The organism is Glutamicibacter sp. FBE19 (genome assembly GCF_015524875.1).
GTDB lineage: Bacteria > Actinomycetota > Actinomycetes > Actinomycetales > Micrococcaceae > Glutamicibacter > Glutamicibacter halophytocola.
This window is the reverse complement of sequence record NZ_JACKQN010000002.1, coordinates 50760-67392: the sequence shown is the minus strand read 5'-3', so window position 1 is coordinate 67392 and position 16633 is coordinate 50760. Positions and strand designations below refer to the sequence as shown.

At 63.1% G+C, this 16633-nt stretch carries 16 protein-coding genes; all 16 read left to right on the top strand.

Translation table 11 applies throughout. The annotated features are described in order from the left end of the window. Window positions 1-3 precede the first annotated feature (3 nt). Window positions 4-1299: an opine metallophore biosynthesis dehydrogenase gene (locus tag H6F58_RS03945; RefSeq protein ID WP_195181148.1), complete on the top strand. Its 1296-nt coding sequence runs from the start codon at window positions 4-6 to the stop codon at window positions 1297-1299. Next, window positions 1296-2558, top strand: coding sequence for an MFS transporter (locus tag H6F58_RS03940; RefSeq protein WP_244652307.1), 1263 nt, complete (start codon window positions 1296-1298; stop codon window positions 2556-2558). The genes H6F58_RS03945 and H6F58_RS03940 overlap by 4 nt, the downstream gene beginning before the upstream one ends. After that, a complete protein-coding gene (locus tag H6F58_RS03935; protein ID WP_195181147.1) occupies window positions 2555-3661 on the top strand; it encodes an iron ABC transporter permease in 1107 nt (368 codons plus the stop codon). The genes H6F58_RS03940 and H6F58_RS03935 overlap by 4 nt, the downstream gene beginning before the upstream one ends. Before the next feature lie 28 nt (window positions 3662-3689). After that, window positions 3690-4487: an ABC transporter ATP-binding protein gene (locus H6F58_RS03930; protein WP_195181146.1), complete on the top strand. Its 798-nt coding sequence runs from the start codon at window positions 3690-3692 to the stop codon at window positions 4485-4487. Between the two features lie 76 nt (window positions 4488-4563). Then, the gene (gene mtr, locus H6F58_RS03925; protein WP_195181145.1) at window positions 4564-5964 is read left to right on the top strand and encodes a mycothione reductase; all 1401 of its coding nucleotides are present in this window, start codon (window positions 4564-4566) and stop codon (window positions 5962-5964) included. Between the two features lie 173 nt (window positions 5965-6137). Beyond that, window positions 6138-6389 carry a hypothetical protein gene (locus tag H6F58_RS03920; RefSeq protein ID WP_060701129.1) on the top strand — a complete coding sequence of 84 codons (252 nt, stop codon included), beginning with the start codon at window positions 6138-6140 and terminating at the stop codon, window positions 6387-6389. Between the two features lie 99 nt (window positions 6390-6488). Next, window positions 6489-9485 (top strand): DNA translocase FtsK, encoded by a 2997-nt coding sequence (locus tag H6F58_RS03915; RefSeq protein ID WP_195181144.1) that lies wholly within the window; start codon window positions 6489-6491, stop codon window positions 9483-9485. Between the two features lie 5 nt (window positions 9486-9490). Further along, entirely contained in the window at window positions 9491-10093 is a 603-nt protein-coding gene (pgsA, locus tag H6F58_RS03910; protein WP_195181143.1) for a CDP-diacylglycerol--glycerol-3-phosphate 3-phosphatidyltransferase, read from the top strand. 10 nt (window positions 10094-10103) lie between these two features. Further along, window positions 10104-10589: a CinA family protein gene (locus H6F58_RS03905; RefSeq protein WP_309245032.1), complete on the top strand. Its 486-nt coding sequence runs from the start codon at window positions 10104-10106 to the stop codon at window positions 10587-10589. 195 nt (window positions 10590-10784) lie between these two features. Then, window positions 10785-11198: a helix-turn-helix transcriptional regulator gene (locus tag H6F58_RS03900; RefSeq protein ID WP_060701133.1), complete on the top strand. Its 414-nt coding sequence runs from the start codon at window positions 10785-10787 to the stop codon at window positions 11196-11198. Between the two features lie 111 nt (window positions 11199-11309). Continuing rightward, window positions 11310-11534 (top strand): DUF3046 domain-containing protein, encoded by a 225-nt coding sequence (locus H6F58_RS03895; RefSeq protein WP_060703328.1) that lies wholly within the window; start codon window positions 11310-11312, stop codon window positions 11532-11534. Window positions 11535-11774: 240 nt separating this feature from the next. Further along, entirely contained in the window at window positions 11775-12827 is a 1053-nt protein-coding gene (gene recA, locus H6F58_RS03890) for a recombinase RecA (RefSeq protein ID WP_022875856.1), read from the top strand. 98 nt (window positions 12828-12925) lie between these two features. Beyond that, a complete protein-coding gene (locus H6F58_RS03885; RefSeq protein ID WP_195181142.1) occupies window positions 12926-13690 on the top strand; it encodes a regulatory protein RecX in 765 nt (254 codons plus the stop codon). 203 nt (window positions 13691-13893) lie between these two features. Continuing rightward, window positions 13894-14079 (top strand): hypothetical protein, encoded by a 186-nt coding sequence (locus H6F58_RS17925; RefSeq protein ID WP_206693453.1) that lies wholly within the window; start codon window positions 13894-13896, stop codon window positions 14077-14079. 88 nt (window positions 14080-14167) lie between these two features. Beyond that, window positions 14168-15697, top strand: a complete 1530-nt coding sequence (gene miaB, locus H6F58_RS03875) for a tRNA (N6-isopentenyl adenosine(37)-C2)-methylthiotransferase MiaB (RefSeq protein WP_195181140.1) — start codon at window positions 14168-14170, stop codon at window positions 15695-15697. A 4-nt stretch (window positions 15698-15701) separates the two neighbouring features. Beyond that, window positions 15702-16628, top strand: a complete 927-nt coding sequence (gene miaA / locus H6F58_RS03870) for a tRNA (adenosine(37)-N6)-dimethylallyltransferase MiaA (RefSeq protein WP_195181139.1) — start codon at window positions 15702-15704, stop codon at window positions 16626-16628. Window positions 16629-16633: the final 5 nt, after the last annotated feature.

Below are 16633 nucleotides of genomic sequence, written 5' to 3'. Positions count from 1 at the left end.
CCCATGGATGAACTGGGAAATATCCTGATTGCCGGCACCGGGCCAGTTGCGGTGCAGAGCGCGGTGCTGCTCGCGCAATTGCCCGGTGAACTGGGAATCGCCGGCCGCGATTCGACACGGGCCGCCGAATTCTTCACCAGCGTGGAGCACCACGGCAAGCACGTGCAAGCCCAGGTGCAGAACCCGGCCCACGGTGCACTGGCCGGCCAAGCGCGCCTGGCGCATCGCTACCTCGGATACCACCGGGTGCGCCCGGACTGGGACACCTTGGTGATGGCCGTGCCCGCCGATGCCTATCTGCCGGTGCTTCGCGCGCTGCCCGAGGAAACCTTGTCCGCCATGAAAAGGATCGTGCTGCTCTCGCCCACCCTTGGCTCGGCCAAGCTCGTGGGCGAATATGCCCGGCGCAGGGCAGCGCATCCGGAAGTCATCAGCTGCTCAAGCTATTTGGGAGATAGCCGCCAGATTGCCGGGACCAGCGGAATCAAGGTGCTCACCGCGGGGGTGAAAAAACGGATTTATCTGGGGAGCACAAGGACCCAGAGCCCTGCGGCGGCCCGGCTGGCCGCAGTACTGGAAGCCGCAGGTACTGCCGTGCAAGCTGCCAGCACGCCGGTGGAAGCTGAAGCCCGCAATATGTCCCTGTATGTGCACCCGGCACTGTTCATGAACGAGCTGGCGCTGCAGGCGGTATTCTCCCCGGGACCGGTCCCCAAATACGTCTACAAGCTCTATCCCGAAGGCCCGGTTGCCCCCGCCCTGATCCACACCATGGCGCAGGCCTGGCGGGAGCTGAACGCTGTCACCGGGGCGCTGGGCGGCCAAGGCGTCAATCTGCTGCAGTTCATGCTGGAGGACGGATACCCGGTGCGCCCCGAAAGCATCACCCCGCAGGCGGTAGCCAATTTTGACAAGCTCCCGGCAGCAGAACAGGAATACCTGCTCTACGTCCGCTACGCGTCGTTGCTGATCGACCCCTACTCGCAGCCCGACGAGCACGGGCGCTACTTCGACTTCTCCGCCATCGCCTTCCGTCCGATCTTCATCAACGACCAGGGCCAGTGGGACATCCCGCGGATGCCCAAGGAGGATTACTACCGGACCAAGATCATCCAGGGCCTGGCGCGAAAACACGCGGTGCCCTGCCCGATGATCGACCAGTTGCTCGAAAATTACGAGCGGGCACTGGAAGACGCGGCGCGGCAGCTGGAACCCCAGCCGTGTTCGCCGCAGTTCCGCGTCGAGGATTTCACCGAGCACGTGGACATGATCGGCTCCCCGTCAAGGAGCGCGGCATGAAGCAAGCAGAAATGAATTCCACGCAGCCGCTGCCCAGCGAGCGCCGGATCATCGCCGAAATCTGGCCGGCCCTGCTGGCCTCGGCGCTGGGGCTGCTGCCCTTCACCGTGCTCAGCACCTTCCTGGTGCCGATCGCGGATTGGGCCGGAGCGGGAGTGGCCGAGACCGGCACCCTGCGCGGCCTGGCCGGGGTGGGCGCGGTGCTGGCGGGCGTGGCTGCCGCCCCGCTGATCGGCCGCATCGCCCCGGGCACCGTGGCCGCCGCCGCACTGGGGCTCATGGGGGTTGCCGCGGTGCTGGGCACCTTCTCCGGGCTGGCCGCATTGGCGGCCTTCTGCCTGGCCACCGGCATATCCAATGCGCTGCTCTACCCGGCGCTGTCCACCGCCGCAGCTGACCGGTTCGGCACCACCCCGGCCGCAGGGCGCGCGGCCACCTTGGTGATGACGGCGCAGACCTTGGCCTCCACGCTCGGAGCGCCGCTGCTGGTGCTCCCGGCCCTGTGGTGGGGGTGGCAGGGGAACCTGATCGCGATCGCCGTGTTGAGCCTGGTGCTCATCCCCGCGGTGGTGCGCTACGGCCGCGCCCATGGCGCCGGCACCGAAGATGCCGCAGGCAGCGGATCCGGGCAGGCGGCGCGAATGGGCTATATCGAGGCCTTCCGGGCCTTGGGCGCGGTGCCCGGGGCACGGGCCCTGCTGCTGGTTTCCTTCGGCCGGGCCGGAGCGTTGATGGGGCACTTGGCATTCCTCGCGCCGCTGTACGCCGACAAGTTCCAGCTGAGCGCCAGCGAGTTCGCCTTTGCCTGGTCCGTAAGCGGCGGGGCCTTTTTCCTCGGCCACCTGCTGGCCGGAAGGATGTTCAACGCCGAAGTATCCGAACGGCGCACCCGCGCGGTGATGGCCATCTGCCTCGGCACCGCCTTGGCAGCCCTGCTCGGGGTCTACCTGGCACCGGCGCTTCCGCTGGCCCTGTTGTGCACCGCGCTGCTATCGGCCTGCCATGCCGTGGTCTCGGCCGCGGTGACAACCTTGCTGGTGGCCCGGTGCACCCAGGTGCGCGGCACCGCACTGGGCATGAACGCCGCTGGCATGAGCCTGGGGCTGTTCCTGGGCACGGCGGCCTCCGGGGCCGCGCTGGCCGCCGCCGGCTACCTGGGCGCAGCCGCCGTGCTCGGCGCCTTGACCCTGCTGGCCCTTGGCGCCGCGCTGGCCGTTCCTGCCAGAACCACCGGCCAGATCCAGGGGCAACAGCCATGACGCACAGTCCAACACGCGAGCGCCCCGGCTTCGAGCCCCTGGTTTTCTCCGGCGACGACCTGGAACATGACCAGCGCACCCGGCACGCCTGGATCTGGAATGCCGGCCTGCTGGCGGCCCTGCTGCTGACCCTGCCCATTGCGGTGGGGCTCGGGCCGGTCTCCATCGAGCCTGGCACGGTGCTGCAGATCCTCGCGCAAAACTTCGGGGCTGGCCCGGAAGCAGGGGGCTGGAGCGCCTCGGAGCAATCCATTGTGCTGCTCTTGCGCGTGCCCCGGGTGCTGCTGGGAGCGGCCGTGGGCGCCGGCCTGGCGCTCGCCGGGGTGGCGCTGCAGGCCCTGACCCGCAACATCCTGGCCGAACCCTACCTGCTCGGGGTGACCTCGGGCGCCTCCACCCTGTCCGCGGCCTCGATCCTCTTCGGCGCCACCGCGGGAATCGGCACGGCTTCGCTGGCCACCAGCGCCTTTGCCGGTGCCCTGGCCGCCGGCATCGCGGTGTTCCTGCTGGCGCGGGTCGGCTCGCAGATGACCTCCACGCGGCTGGTGCTGGCAGGTGTCTCGGTCGGATATGTCCTGCATGCACTGACCTCGCTGCTGATTTTTGCCTCCGACGATCCCAATGCGGGCCGATCGGTGCTGTTCTGGACCTTGGGGTCGCTGGCCCAGGCCACCGGCCAATCGGCCCTGGTCACGTGGCTGGTGGTGCTGGGCACGCTGGGATGCCTCATGTACTGGTCCCGGCCGATGGACGCCCTGGCCATCGGCGATGCCACCGCCCAGACACTGGGGATCAAGCCTGCGAAACTGCGGGCGGCGGTGATGATCGTGACCGCGCTGTGCGTAGGTGCGCTGGTGGCGGCCTCCGGGGGCATCGGCTTTGTGGGGCTGATCATCCCGCACGTCGCCCGGCTGTGCGTCGGGTCGACCCACCGCCAGCTGCTTCCGGCGGCAGCGCTGCTGGGCGCGCTGTTCCTGCTCTGGGCCGACGTCCTGGCCAGGACCGCTTTGGCGCCGCAGGAGCTGCCCCTGGGAATTGTCACCGCGCTGCTTGGCGCGCCATTGCTCTTCATGCTGGTGCGCAAGCTGAACCCCGCCCAATGAGCCACCGCCATCTTCGAAAGGCAAGATCATGATTACAGCTACCGATGTTTCCGCCGGCTACGGAGGAGGGCTGGTGGTTCGCGGGGTCGGCCTGCAGGCGGACCACGGCGAAGTGGTCGGCCTGATCGGCCCCAACGGCAGCGGCAAGTCCACGTTCCTGCGCACGCTGTACGCCGCCCTGCCCCCGCGAACCGGGCTGGTCGCCCTGGACCATGAACCGATCAGCGAGCTGCGCGGAAATCGGCTGGCCCGCCGGGTGGCCGTGGTAGCCCAGGAATCGCCCTCGGATCTGCCGGTCAGCGTCGCTGACATGGTGCTGCTCGGCCGGGCCCCGCAGCGCAGGGCGTTGGCCGCCTTCACCCGCGAAGACCACCAAGCGGTGGCGGCCGCCTTGTCCCGGGTCGGCGCCCGGGACCTGGCCAACCGCCGCTACGCCACCCTCTCGGGCGGCGAGAAGCAGCGGGTGCTGGTGGCCAGGACCCTGGCCCAGCAGGCCGACCACTTGCTGCTCGATGAGCCAACCAATCACCTGGACATCCGCTATCAGCACGAACTGCTGCGCCTGGTCGGGCAATTGGGGGTCACCACCGTGGTGGTGCTCCACGACCTGAACCTCGCCGCCCGGTATTGCGACAAGCTGGTGATCCTCAAGGACGGCCAGGCGCTCGCCGCCGGAACCCCGCGAGAGGTGCTCACCGCGCAGCGGCTGCTGGATGTCTACGGCATTCGCGCCGAGCCGATGGACGTGCAGGGCTGCCTGCAATTGGTCTTCAGCATCGCCGACGAGCCGCGGCTGCACGATGCGGGCGCGCGGGCCGCCAGATGATAGCCTCCCGGTAGGTGGAGCGTGCAGGGCCAGGACCTGCCGTCCCAAGCCAAGACCGTGAAAGGGACCTGACAACATGGCTTCCAATGTGGATGCGGTAGACAAGCACTACGACCTGATCATCCTCGGCACCGGCTCGGGCAATTCGATTCCGGGACCTGAGTTCGATGGCAAGTCCATTGCCATTATCGAAAAGGGGGCCTTTGGTGGCACCTGCCTGAACGTGGGCTGCATCCCGACCAAGATGTATGTCTACGCGGCCGACACCGCCTTGGAAACCCGGGAGTCTTCGCGCTTGGGCATCGACGCCCAGGTGAATTCCGTGGATTGGCCGGGCATCGTCAATCGCGTCTTCGACCAGCGGATCGATTTGATCGCTAAGGGCGGGGAGGAATACCGCAGGGGTGAAAAGACGCCGAACATCGACGTGTATGACCAGCATGCCCGGTTTGTTGCCGAACGCACGCTGCGCACCGGCCAGGGCACGGCGGCCAAGACCATCAGCGCCGACCAGATCGTTCTGGCGGCAGGCTCGCGTCCCTTCATCCCCGAGGTGATCACCCAGTCCGGGATTCATTTCCACACCAATGAAGACATCATGCGCTTGGCCCGGCAGCCAAAATCCATGGTGATCGTTGGCGGCGGCTATATCGCCATGGAATTTGCCCACGTCTTCGAGGCCCTGGGCACCAAGGTGAGCATCATCGCCCGCTCGGAATTGCTTCGGCACCTGGATGCCGACCTGCGCGAGCCCTTCAATGAGCTTGCCGCCCAGCGCTACGACGTGCATCAGGGGCGGAATATTGCCGGGGCCAGCCAGCAAGGGAACGAGGTCACCGTGACGCTCGACGACGGGTCCGAGATCAGTGCAGAAGTCCTGCTGGTGGCCACCGGGCGCATTCCCAACGGCGATGAACTGGACTTGGATCTGGCCGGCATCGAGTCCACGGACGGGCGCATCAGCGTTGACGAATTCGGGCGCTCCACTTCGGCGACGGGCGTGTGGGCGCTGGGCGACATTTCCTCCCCGTACCTGCTCAAGCACGTTGCCAACGCGGAAATGCGCGCGGTGCGCCACAACCTGCTGAACCCGCAGAACATGAGGAAGATGCCCCATGAGCATGTTCCCGCCGCGGTCTTCACCCATCCGCAAATCGCCTATGTGGGGATGACCGAGGAAGAGGCCCGCGAGGCAGGGCACGAGATCACCGTCAAGGTGCAGAAGTACGCCGATGTGGCCTATGGCTGGGCCATGGAGGATCGCAGCGGCATCGCCAAGCTCATCGCCGACAAGAAGACCGGCAAGCTGCTCGGCGCCCACTACATGGGGCCGCAGGCTTCCACGCTGATCCAGCAGATGATCACCGTCATGGCCTTCGATCTGGATGTGAGGGAGGTGGCCAGCAACCAGTACTGGATCCACCCGGCGCTGCCGGAGGTCACCGAGAACGCATTGCTCGGCTTGGACTTCTCCTAGGCGCAATTCACCGCGCGCGTGCAGATCAGCCCTGGCCACCTGGCGCAATCGCTGGGATGCGTGCGGCCAAGGCGCTCGCGGATCGGTGGCTGGAGGCAGATTGCGCCGGTGGCCATTGCGGCAGCAGGGGCCGGGGCTGCAACACCGAATGCAAAGCAAAGCAAGGAGGAAAAATGAAGTTGAAGAGCCATCTTGCCGCATCTGCAGCGGCTGGCATCCTGGCCGCGGCGCTGGGGGCGGGCGGTATCCCGGCAGCCCAGGCCAGCGGCAAGACCTACACGCAGGAAGTGGCCAGTGCCGGTACCTGCACAAAAATGGAAACCGCCACAGTCCACGCCTTCAGGGCTTCCGGCTATGACGTCAGCGGCCACGCCTGCCTGAAAAGCGCGGGAGGCTACACCCTGATGATCGACTACTCGAAATAGCTTGCCTGCCTTTCACGTGATCCATCTCTAGCTCCCGCCAAACCCCGTGCAGACGTGTAAATTCGGGGCGCATACAGCTGTTGGCGATACCCTAGAACTATGGCCCCACGTACCCAGTCTCAGGGGACGAAGAAGCCGGCGACGCGTAAACCCAAGGCGTCCAGCTCTTCGTCCTCCAAGAAAACGCCCGAGAATCCGGAACAGGAACTCGCCCTGCCCTTACGCGCCCTGCGCAGCGTATGGATGGGCATTGCCCGGATTTTTGGTGGCGCCTTCCGCCGAATCGGCGGAACGGTGAGCCCTGACTACGAGCTGCGCCGCGACGGCACTGGGCTTTTCCTTGCCCTGATCTCGATTGCCGTGGCCATCATCGAATGGTGGGGGCTGCGCGAATCGGGCTGGTTTGGACAGGGCGTGCACGCCGTAGCTGGCGGCACCCTGGGCTTCATGGCCGTGCTCCTGCCGGTCATCTTGTTCATCGGGGCCTTCCGGCTCTTCCGCTACCCGGAAGAAGTCACCGCCAATAACCGCATCGGCATTGGCCTGCTGATCATGACGCTCTCCGGCTCGTCCATCGCATCGCTGGCACAAGGCTCGCCATCGGTCACCGATGACTTCGAGCTGCTGTGGAACGCCGGCGGAATGGCCGGCTCCATCCTCGGAACGCCACTGGGCTTGCTGATCACGGTCCCCGGCGCCATGGCCGTCTTCATCTTCCTGGCATTCATGTCCCTCTTGATTGTCACCGCAACGCCCTTTACCCAGATTCCGCAGCGGATCCGCGCGGGCTACAACCGCCTGCTGGGCCAGGACCCCGACGCGGCCAAGCCGGCACGCCACCCGGCCCAAACCGAACTGGATCCAAGCCGCGAAGAACACGACCAGTCCTACCTGTACCCGGAGGACGAGCCGGTTGCCCCTGCACCTAAAAAGAAGAAGCCGGGATTCTTCGAACGCCGCACTGCCGCGGCCCGCCAGGTGACCGAAGTCTACGACGTGGACGGAAGCGAAAGCGCCGAGCGCCCGGGCGACGTCGCCTACGACAAGGCCGTCATCGAGCCCGAAGAATTCTCCGAGGCCTCGACCACGTCGCTGCCGGTGAGCAACCGCAACTCCGGCAAGATCTTTGATGCCGATGAAGCCGCCACCCAGGCCATCGCGCGTCCGGACTTCGAGAACCACGATGCCGCCGAAGCCGCCACCCAGGCCATGCCTGCCGCGTCGAGGCCCGTGCCTGCCGGTCCGCCTCCCGGGGTGAAGCGCCCCACCAAGGCCGAAAGCGAAATGGCCGAGATCATGGCCAATATCGGTTTGAAGGCCGAGCCGGAAGCGACCACCTCCGCCATGGACCAGGTTTCCTCACGCGCCGCAGGACTTTCGGCCAGCCCGCAGGCGCCGATCCCGGCGCGCAGCGAGCAGCTGCAGCTCTCCGGCGATGTCACCTACACCCTGCCAGAAGACGGCTACCTGCCGGCCGGCCCGCCAGCCAAGGAAGCTTCCGAGGCCAACCAGGTAGTGGTTGACGCACTGACCAACACCCTGCAGCAGTTCAAGGTCGACGCCCAGGTGACCGGCTTCTCGCGCGGGCCGACGGTGACCCGCTACGAAATCGAGCTGTCGCCAGGCACCAAGGTGGAGAAGGTCACGGCGCTGGCCAAGAACATCTCCTACGCGGTGGCTTCCTCCGACGTGCGCATCCTGTCGCCGATCCCCGGCAAGTCTGCCATCGGCATCGAAATTCCGAATACCGACAAGGAAGTTGTTGCCCTGGGCGACGTGCTGCGCAGCAACAACGCCCGCAAGACCGAGCACCCCATGGTGATGGGCGTCGGCAAGGACGTCGAAGGCGGCTTTGTGGTCGCCAACCTCGCCAAGATGCCGCACCTGCTGGTGGCGGGCGCCACCGGCGCCGGCAAGTCCTCGTTCGTGAACTCGATGATCACCTCGATCCTGATGCGCGCCACCCCCGATGAGGTCCGCATGGTCATGGTTGACCCCAAGCGCGTGGAACTCACCGCCTACGAGGGCGTGCCGCACCTGATCACCCCGATCATCACCAACCCGAAGAAGGCCGCCGAGGCGCTGGGCTGGGTGGTCCGCGAAATGGACACCCGCTACGACGACCTGGCCAACTTCGGCTACAAGCACATCGACGACTTCAACAAGGCGGTGAAGGCCGGCAAGGTCCATCCGCCGGAGGGCTCCCAGCGGGTGCTCAAGCCGTACCCGTACCTGCTGGTGATTGTCGACGAGCTCGCCGATTTGATGATGGTCGCACCGCGCGATGTGGAAGAGTCGATCGTTCGCATCACCCAGCTGGCCCGTGCCGCCGGCATCCACCTGGTGCTGGCCACCCAGCGCCCGTCCGTGGACGTGGTCACCGGCCTGATCAAGGCCAACGTGCCATCGCGCATGGCCTTCGCCACCTCCTCGGTCACCGACTCCCGCGTGGTCCTGGACCAGCCCGGCGCCGAGAAGCTGCTGGGCCAGGGTGACGCGCTGTTCCTGCCCATGGGCACCTCCAAGCCGATGCGCGTGCAGGGCGCCTGGGTCACCGAGTCCGAGATCCAGCGCGTGGTCGAACACGTCAAGACGCAGCTGGCACCGGAGTACCGCGACGACGTGATTCCGGCCGCCGAAAAGAAGAAGCAGATCGACGAGGATATCGGAGACGATCTGGACCTGCTGCTGCAGGCCACCGAATTGGTGGTCACCAGCCAGTTCGGTTCCACCTCGATGCTCCAGCGCAAGCTGCGTGTTGGCTTCGCCAAGGCAGGCCGCCTGATGGACTTGATGGAATCGCGCGGAGTGGTGGGCCCTTCCGAGGGCTCCAAGGCGCGCGATGTGCTCATCCAGCCCGATGACCTGCCAATGGTTCTGGCCGCGATGCGCGGCGATGACCCGGCAACCACCGCGCCATCGGCCACCGAAGCGGCCCTGGTGGCCGAAGCCAACGTGAACCACGCTGATCCAGTGGCCGAATACGCCGAAGACCTGGTGGCCAGGGACCTGGATGATCGACCGCAAGCCGTTGACTACTTTGATGGCTCCGACGAACCGGGCGAAGACGCCTGGGACCTGACAGGAAGAAACTAGAACCCATGAGCGAGCAAGCTGGCCACGGCGCCCAGCCACCGGTTCCGACACTGAACATCGCCAATGTGCTCACGTGCATCCGCATCATCATGGTGCCCTTCTTCGTCTGGGCGCTGCTGGCCGATGGCTCGCAGCAGGGGCTGTGGCGCTGGGTTGCCCTGGTGCTGTTTGTCCTGGCCATGTACACCGACAAGCTCGACGGGGACCTGGCCCGCAGCCGCGGGCTGATCACCAACTTCGGCAAGATCGTCGACCCGATTGCGGACAAGCTGCTCACCGGATCGGCCCTTGTATGCTTCTCCATCTTGGCGGAGCTTCCGTGGTGGGTGACCATCGTGATCCTGGTTCGCGAATGGGGCATTACGCTGCTGCGCGTGGTGGTGATCCGCTATGGCGTGATCGCCGCGAACATGGGCGGCAAAATCAAGACCGTCCTGCAGTCGGTGGTCATTGGCCTGTACCTGCTTCCATACACCCACACCATCGAATGGCTGCACGCTGTTGCCTGGTACCTGATGCTGCTGACCGTGGCCGTGACCGTGGTGACGGGCGTTGAATACCTCATCAAGGCCGGCCAGCTGGTCGCAAGCGCCAAGAAGCAGAAGTAGGGCGCGGCGCATGATGAAGCCCCAGGCTCCCGCCGTCATCGCCGCGGCCATCGGACAAGGCGTCCAGCTGGCCACGGCAGAATCCCTCACCGCCGGCATGATCGCCGCGCGCTTGGCTGAAGTGCCCGGGGCCTCGGCCGTATTGCGCGGGGGAGTCGTGAGCTATTCCTCTGATGTGAAACGAGAGCTGCTCAAGGTGGATGCGCAATTGCTCGATGCCCGGGGCTCGGTTGACCCCGAGGTGGCTCGGCAGATGGCGGTGGGCGCGCTGCAAGCCTGCGGTGCGGACCTGGCCGTGTCGGCAACGGGAGTGGCGGGACCGGAGGCCCACGATGGCAAGCCGGTCGGCACGGTGTACATTGGCTGGGCCCGCGGTGCCGAGTCGGGGTCTACGGTGCACCACTTTGTGGGCGATCGCGCCCAGATCCGTGAACAAAGCACCCATGCGGCACTTCAACAGTTGGCTGCCATCCTGGATAAAGCTTCTTCACAGTAAGACGCGCAAGACTGGTTCTCCCGAGATATTACGCAAAAATCCTGCTTCATGTGGCGAGTGTCGCATTTTTCAGATTAGGCTGAGGATCGGGGAACAAAATCGTATGACCCGTCGTTGTACGAATTACAGGGCCGCAAGGTTGGCCCCCGTATTAAACAGATCTTCGAGATGGACCTAGGAGCAAAGGCTAAATTTATGGTCAAGCAACCCGTTACTGTCAATGGTGTCGTCCGTTGGCGCGATATGGGAGAAGCCCATACGGTCCAGCCCGAGAAGGAGGAGCACAAAATGGTAGTACTCCGTCATGAAATCGGCGATGTTCTGCGTGACGTCCGCCAGCGCCAGGGACGCACCCTTCGCGAGGTTTCACATAGCGCCCGAGTTTCCCTCGGTTATCTTTCCGAAGTTGAACGCGGTCAGAAGGAAGCCTCCTCGGAGCTGCTTTCCTCGATCTGCGTGGCGCTGGAAATTCCACTGTCCCTCATGTTGCGTGAAGTCTCCGAACGAGTAGCGCTGGCTGAAGGTATCGCCATCCCTGATACCGTGCCAACGGATATGGCCAACGAGTTCGCTGAGAAGAGCGCCGGAAAGCCGCTGGCTTCCGTCTAAGTCAAAAAATCTTATGGTTTCCGCGGCTCAGTAATCGAGTTTGCCGGGGCCGAATAAGGAGCCCACGCTCATCGCGTGGGCTCCTTGCCTATGTCATGGGAGAATAATCAGGTGAAAATCAGCGATTTCTGGCGCAATATGGAAGCCGAGTTCGGGCCGCGGTACTCCCACGTCCTGGCCGACTCCATGGCTTTGACCGAACTTGACAGCCTCACCCCTGCCGAAGCATTGAACAAGGGCGTCAAGCCCAAGCAAATCTGGGAGGCGCTGTGCCGAGCCCAGGACGTTCCGGTTGAACGTTGGCTCGGCGTGGATATCGAACCCAAGGATTCCTGACCGCCGAATTCGAAAATGGTGTTTTCGATACTTCGAAAACGCCGTGTTGGATTTCGAACATCTGTTCGGATATGCTTATCCTAGAAGCAGCGCAGGAAACTGCACCAAAAACTAAAGCACTGAGATTGTCCACACTGGCGGGCTATCAGAGTCCAAAGTGTCGGTGGATGAGCATACTGTCTACAACAGGACATAAATCATGAGCAGGTCGCTTCCGGCTTGCATGAGCAAAGGTGAACCATGGCAGCAAATAATGATCGAGAAAAGGCACTAGAGGCTGTCCTCGGCCAAATTGACAAGGCCTATGGCAAGGGCTCGGTCATGCGCCTGGGCGATGAAACCCGTGCCCCTATTGAAGTTATCCCAACGGGTTCGGTCGCATTGGACGTCGCCCTGGGAATTGGCGGCCTGCCACGCGGTCGCGTCGTGGAGATCTACGGCCCGGAATCTTCCGGTAAGACGACGGTGGCGCTCCATGCTGTTGCCAGCGCGCAGAAGGCTGGCGGCGTCGCCGCCTTCATTGACGCCGAGCACGCCCTTGATCCGGAATACGCCAAGAAGCTTGGTGTAGATACCGATGCGCTTCTGGTCTCGCAGCCGGACACCGGCGAGCAGGCGCTGGAAATCATGGATATGCTCGTGGGTTCCGGTGCCTTGGATATCATCGTTATCGACTCCGTGGCTGCACTGGTGCCACGCGCCGAAATCGAAGGCGAAATGGGCGATAGCCACGTTGGCCTTCAGGCTCGATTGATGTCGCAGGCTCTGCGTAAGATCACCGGTCGCCTCTCGGCATCCAAGACCACGGCCATCTTCATCAACCAGCTGCGTGAGAAGATCGGTGTCTTCTTCGGCAGCCCTGAAACCACCACCGGTGGTAAGGCGCTGAAGTTCTACGCTTCGGTCCGTATCGATATCCGCCGCATTGAGACCTTGAAAGAGGGCACCAACCCGGTGGGTAACCGCACCCGCTGCAAGGTCGTCAAGAACAAGATGGCTCCTCCCTTCAAGCAGGCTGAATTCGATATCCTCTACGGTCACGGAATCTCTCGTGAAGGTTCGCTGATCGACATGGGTGTCGAGCACAACCTGGTCAAGAAGTCCGGCGCCTGGTTCACCTATGATGGCGACCAGCTGGGCCAGGGCAAGGAAAACGCCCGTCGATTCTTGCGCGATAATCCAGACCTGTCCGATGAACTCGAGCGGCAGATCTTGCAGAAGCTCGGCGTCCTGCCAAAGGACGAGGTTGAAGAAGACGAGACAGAACTGCGAGTCGTCGAGGGCGACAAGTAGTGTCCTCAAACTTCCAACGACGTAGCGTCCGCCCCGGACACAAATCCGGGGCGGACGCTACGTCCGTTTCGCAAGAGTTTCAGGGAAGCCTCGACGACATGCCGGATTGGGCGAAGCCCGACCCCCAGGCAGCGAAAGCGCCGGCCTCGGAACCGGCGGGCGCAGCGGACTCCACGTCGAAACTTCCCGAGCATGGCCATCGCCGCATCATTGTGCCAGCTTGGCAGGAGGACAAGAAGCCCGAAAGCGTCGATGAACTGCGTGCAGCGATGGAACGCATCGTCGCCGCACCAGCACCCCCGAAGCCGTCGAAGAAGGAACGCCGCGAAGCGCGGGAAGCCCGCAAGGTGGCCCGCGAAGCGGGGGAAGCGGAAGAGCTCACCGATGAACAGTGGCGTGAGAAAGCGCGAAACATCCTGCTTCGCCAGCTAACTGCCAGCGACAAGACCGCAAAGCAGCTCAAAGACAAGCTGCTGGACAAGGAATGCCCGGAAGAAATCGCGGACGAAGTCATTGAGCGATACGCCGAGATCAATCTCGTCGATGACCAGCGTTTTGCGAAGTCATGGGTGGTGACTCGTGCCCGCTCCAGGGGACTGGCCCGCGGCGCGATTAAGCATGAGCTTCGCTCAAAAGGCGTTGATGATGAACTCGCCGCCGAAGCGTTGGAACAGATTGATGATGAAGCAGAAGAACAGCGCGCCCGCGAACTCGTCCGCGCAAAACTCCGGCCAGAATCAATGGGAGCAGATCGCGACAAGGCGTTGCGCCGATTAGTTGGAATGCTTGGACGCAAAGGCTACAACGGTTCGATGGCATTCAAGGTAGCCCGCGAAGAATGGGACGAACGGTTCAGGTCCTGAGGCTAGCGATTTTTCTTTCGCATGAATGGTCTCTTGCCCAAGCGAAATAGCCAGTCATCCAAGCTTTGGCAAACCGGCAAAATGATGACCGCGATGGCAACCAATATTGAACCTGCCCCAATATCAAAAGCAGGTCGTCAGTGCTGTAATCCATTGGCGGGATTACGCCAATCGCCATCGGAACGGCAAAAAGGAACAGCGCGGTGAGCGAGGCCATCCACCAATGGAAAACCTTCATGGAGCGCGACAGCGGCAAGGCGCGCCGAGCTGGAGTCTTGGCTGGTGGTTCGCCAGCGTCGCGACCCGCGGTTCTGCTCGCATTCCTTGAAATCGTCAACAGTTGGAACAACTCGGTCGTATCGGAAACCGCTGCGCTGCGCTCCAGATGATTCACGAGTACCCATCTCCGATTCGTGGGCCGTTCGCCCTAGGGTCGCCTACATTTCAGCTCGATGGAAATTTCGGTAATCTTGAAGGGTGACTGAGCAACAAACCGTGAGCATCCCGGAAACCGAAGAATTGCCGCGTACCTATGAAGTACGCACCTTCGGTTGCCAAATGAACGTCCACGATTCCGAGAGGCTTTCTGGCCTTTTGGAAGACGCAGGATTGAGCCGAAAGCCCGAGGAGCTCAAGGACGGCGTTGCTGATGTCGTCGTCTTCAATACGTGCGCAGTGCGAGAAAACGCGGACAACAAGCTCTACGGGAACCTCGGCATCCTCAAGGGCATCAAGGCAGAGCGCCCAGGCATGCAAATTGCAGTTGGCGGTTGCCTGGCCCAAAAGGATCGCGACACCATCCTGAAAAAGGCTCCCTGGGTCGACGTGGTCTTCGGAACCCACAACATCGGGTCTTTGCCTGCATTGCTGGCTCGTTCAGAACACAACAAGAAGGCAGAGCTTGAGATCCTCGAATCTCTTGACGTCTTCCCTTCGACTTTGCCAACGCGGCGCGAGTCCGTGTACGCCGGCTGGGTATCGATCTCCGTGGGCTGCAACAATACGTGCACCTTCTGCATCGTTCCGTCGCTGCGCGGCAAGGAACGCGACCGCCGTCCCGGCGAAATCCTGGCCGAGATCCAAGCGCTCGTTGACGACGGAGCCATCGAAGTGACCCTGCTGGGCCAGAACGTCAACTCCTACGGCGTTGAGTTCGGGGACCGCCTGGCCTTCGGCAAGCTCCTGCGCGCTTGCGGCGAAATCGAAGGGCTCGAACGTGTACGATTCACCAGCCCGCACCCTGCAGCCTTCACCGACGATGTCATCGACGCAATGGCCGAAATGCCTAATGTGATGCCGCAGCTGCATATGCCATTGCAGTCCGGATCCGACAAGGTGCTCAAGGAAATGCGCCGATCCTACCGTTCCAAGAAGTTCCTCGGAATTTTGGACAAGGTGCGCGAGCGAATCCCGCACGCCGCGATCACAACGGACATCATTGTCGGCTTCCCCGGTGAATCCGAAGAGGACTTCCAGGCAACCTTGGATGTTGTCGAGGCTTCGCGTTTCTCCTCGGCCTTCACCTTCCAATACTCCAAGCGGCCTGGCACGCCCGCGGCAACCCTGGAAGGCCAGCTGCCCAAAGCAGTGGTCCAGGAACGCTACGAGCGCCTGACCGCGCTGCAGGACCGTATCGCCAAGGAAGAAAACGCCAAGCAGCTGGGACGAACCGTGGAAGTCATGGTGACCGAGCAGTCGGGGCGCAAGGCCGAGGAAACGCATCGGCTTGCTGGCCGTGCGCAGGACCAGCGGCTGGTGCACTTCTCCGTGCCCGAGGGAGCGCAAACTCCGCGTCCAGGCGATCTGGTGACCCTGCCCATTACCGAAGTGGCAGCATTCCACCTCATTTCGGACCCTGATTCCGGCCAGTACTCATTGCGCCGTTCCCGCGCCGGAGACGCCTGGGATCGCGCGCAGGCAGAAAGCTGTGGCGTTCCCGCTCCGGGTGAAACTACTGCGGCAGGCCGCAAAAATTTGGGCATGCCAACACTCAAAGTGCGCAGCTAGCCCGATGACGGATACTCATCTGCCGGTCATCGCTATCGTCGGTCCTACCGGTACCGGCAAATCGGACTTGGCGATTGCGCTGGCCCAACAACTGGGCGGGGAAATCGTTAATTCTGATGCCCTGCAGTTCTACAGGGGCATGGATATTGGGACCGCAAAGTTGCCGGTGTCTGAACGCGGGGGCATTGAACACCATCTGATGGACACGCTGTCGATCGCCGAAGAAGCATCGGTTGCCACGTTCCAAGAAGAAGCACGCGAGCAGTTCGCGCAGATCCGCGCGCGTGGCAAGGTGCCGATCATGGTCGGCGGATCAGGACTTTATGTCAGGGCGGCACTGGATGTCATTGATTTTCCGCCCACCGATCCAGGCATCAGAAAGAAGCTGGAAGCAGAGGTCCAGGAAAAGGGTGACGGGGATCTTCGCCGCCGGCTAGCTGAAGTGGACCCCGTATCCGCCGAGCGCAACCTTGATCTGCGACGGGCTATCCGTGCCCTGGAAGTCCATGAAATCTCCGCACGCCCGTTCAGCTCCTACATGCCGCAGCGCGAGTACACTGCTCCGGCTCTTCAGATCGGACTAAATTACGATCGTTCAGCGTTGCATGAAGCATTGGAAGCACGTGTGCACACCATGGATGCGATGGGATTGGCTGAAGAAGTTGCCGGTTTGCTGGAACTGGGACTGCGCGAAGGCAAAACAGCTTCTCGCGCGATCGGGTACCAGCAATACACGGATTATCTTGACGGAAAAATCACCCGGGCCGAGGCCATAACCCAGACGGTGGTTGCCACCAGAAAATTTGCCCGACGCCAAATCACATGGTTCAACGCTGACCCGCGGGTCAAGTGGCTGGACCCCACCGAACCGGACCTCATTGGCAAAGCACTGGCCCTCATCGGCAAGCCAACCGAGGAACCAACACGCTAGGAGTA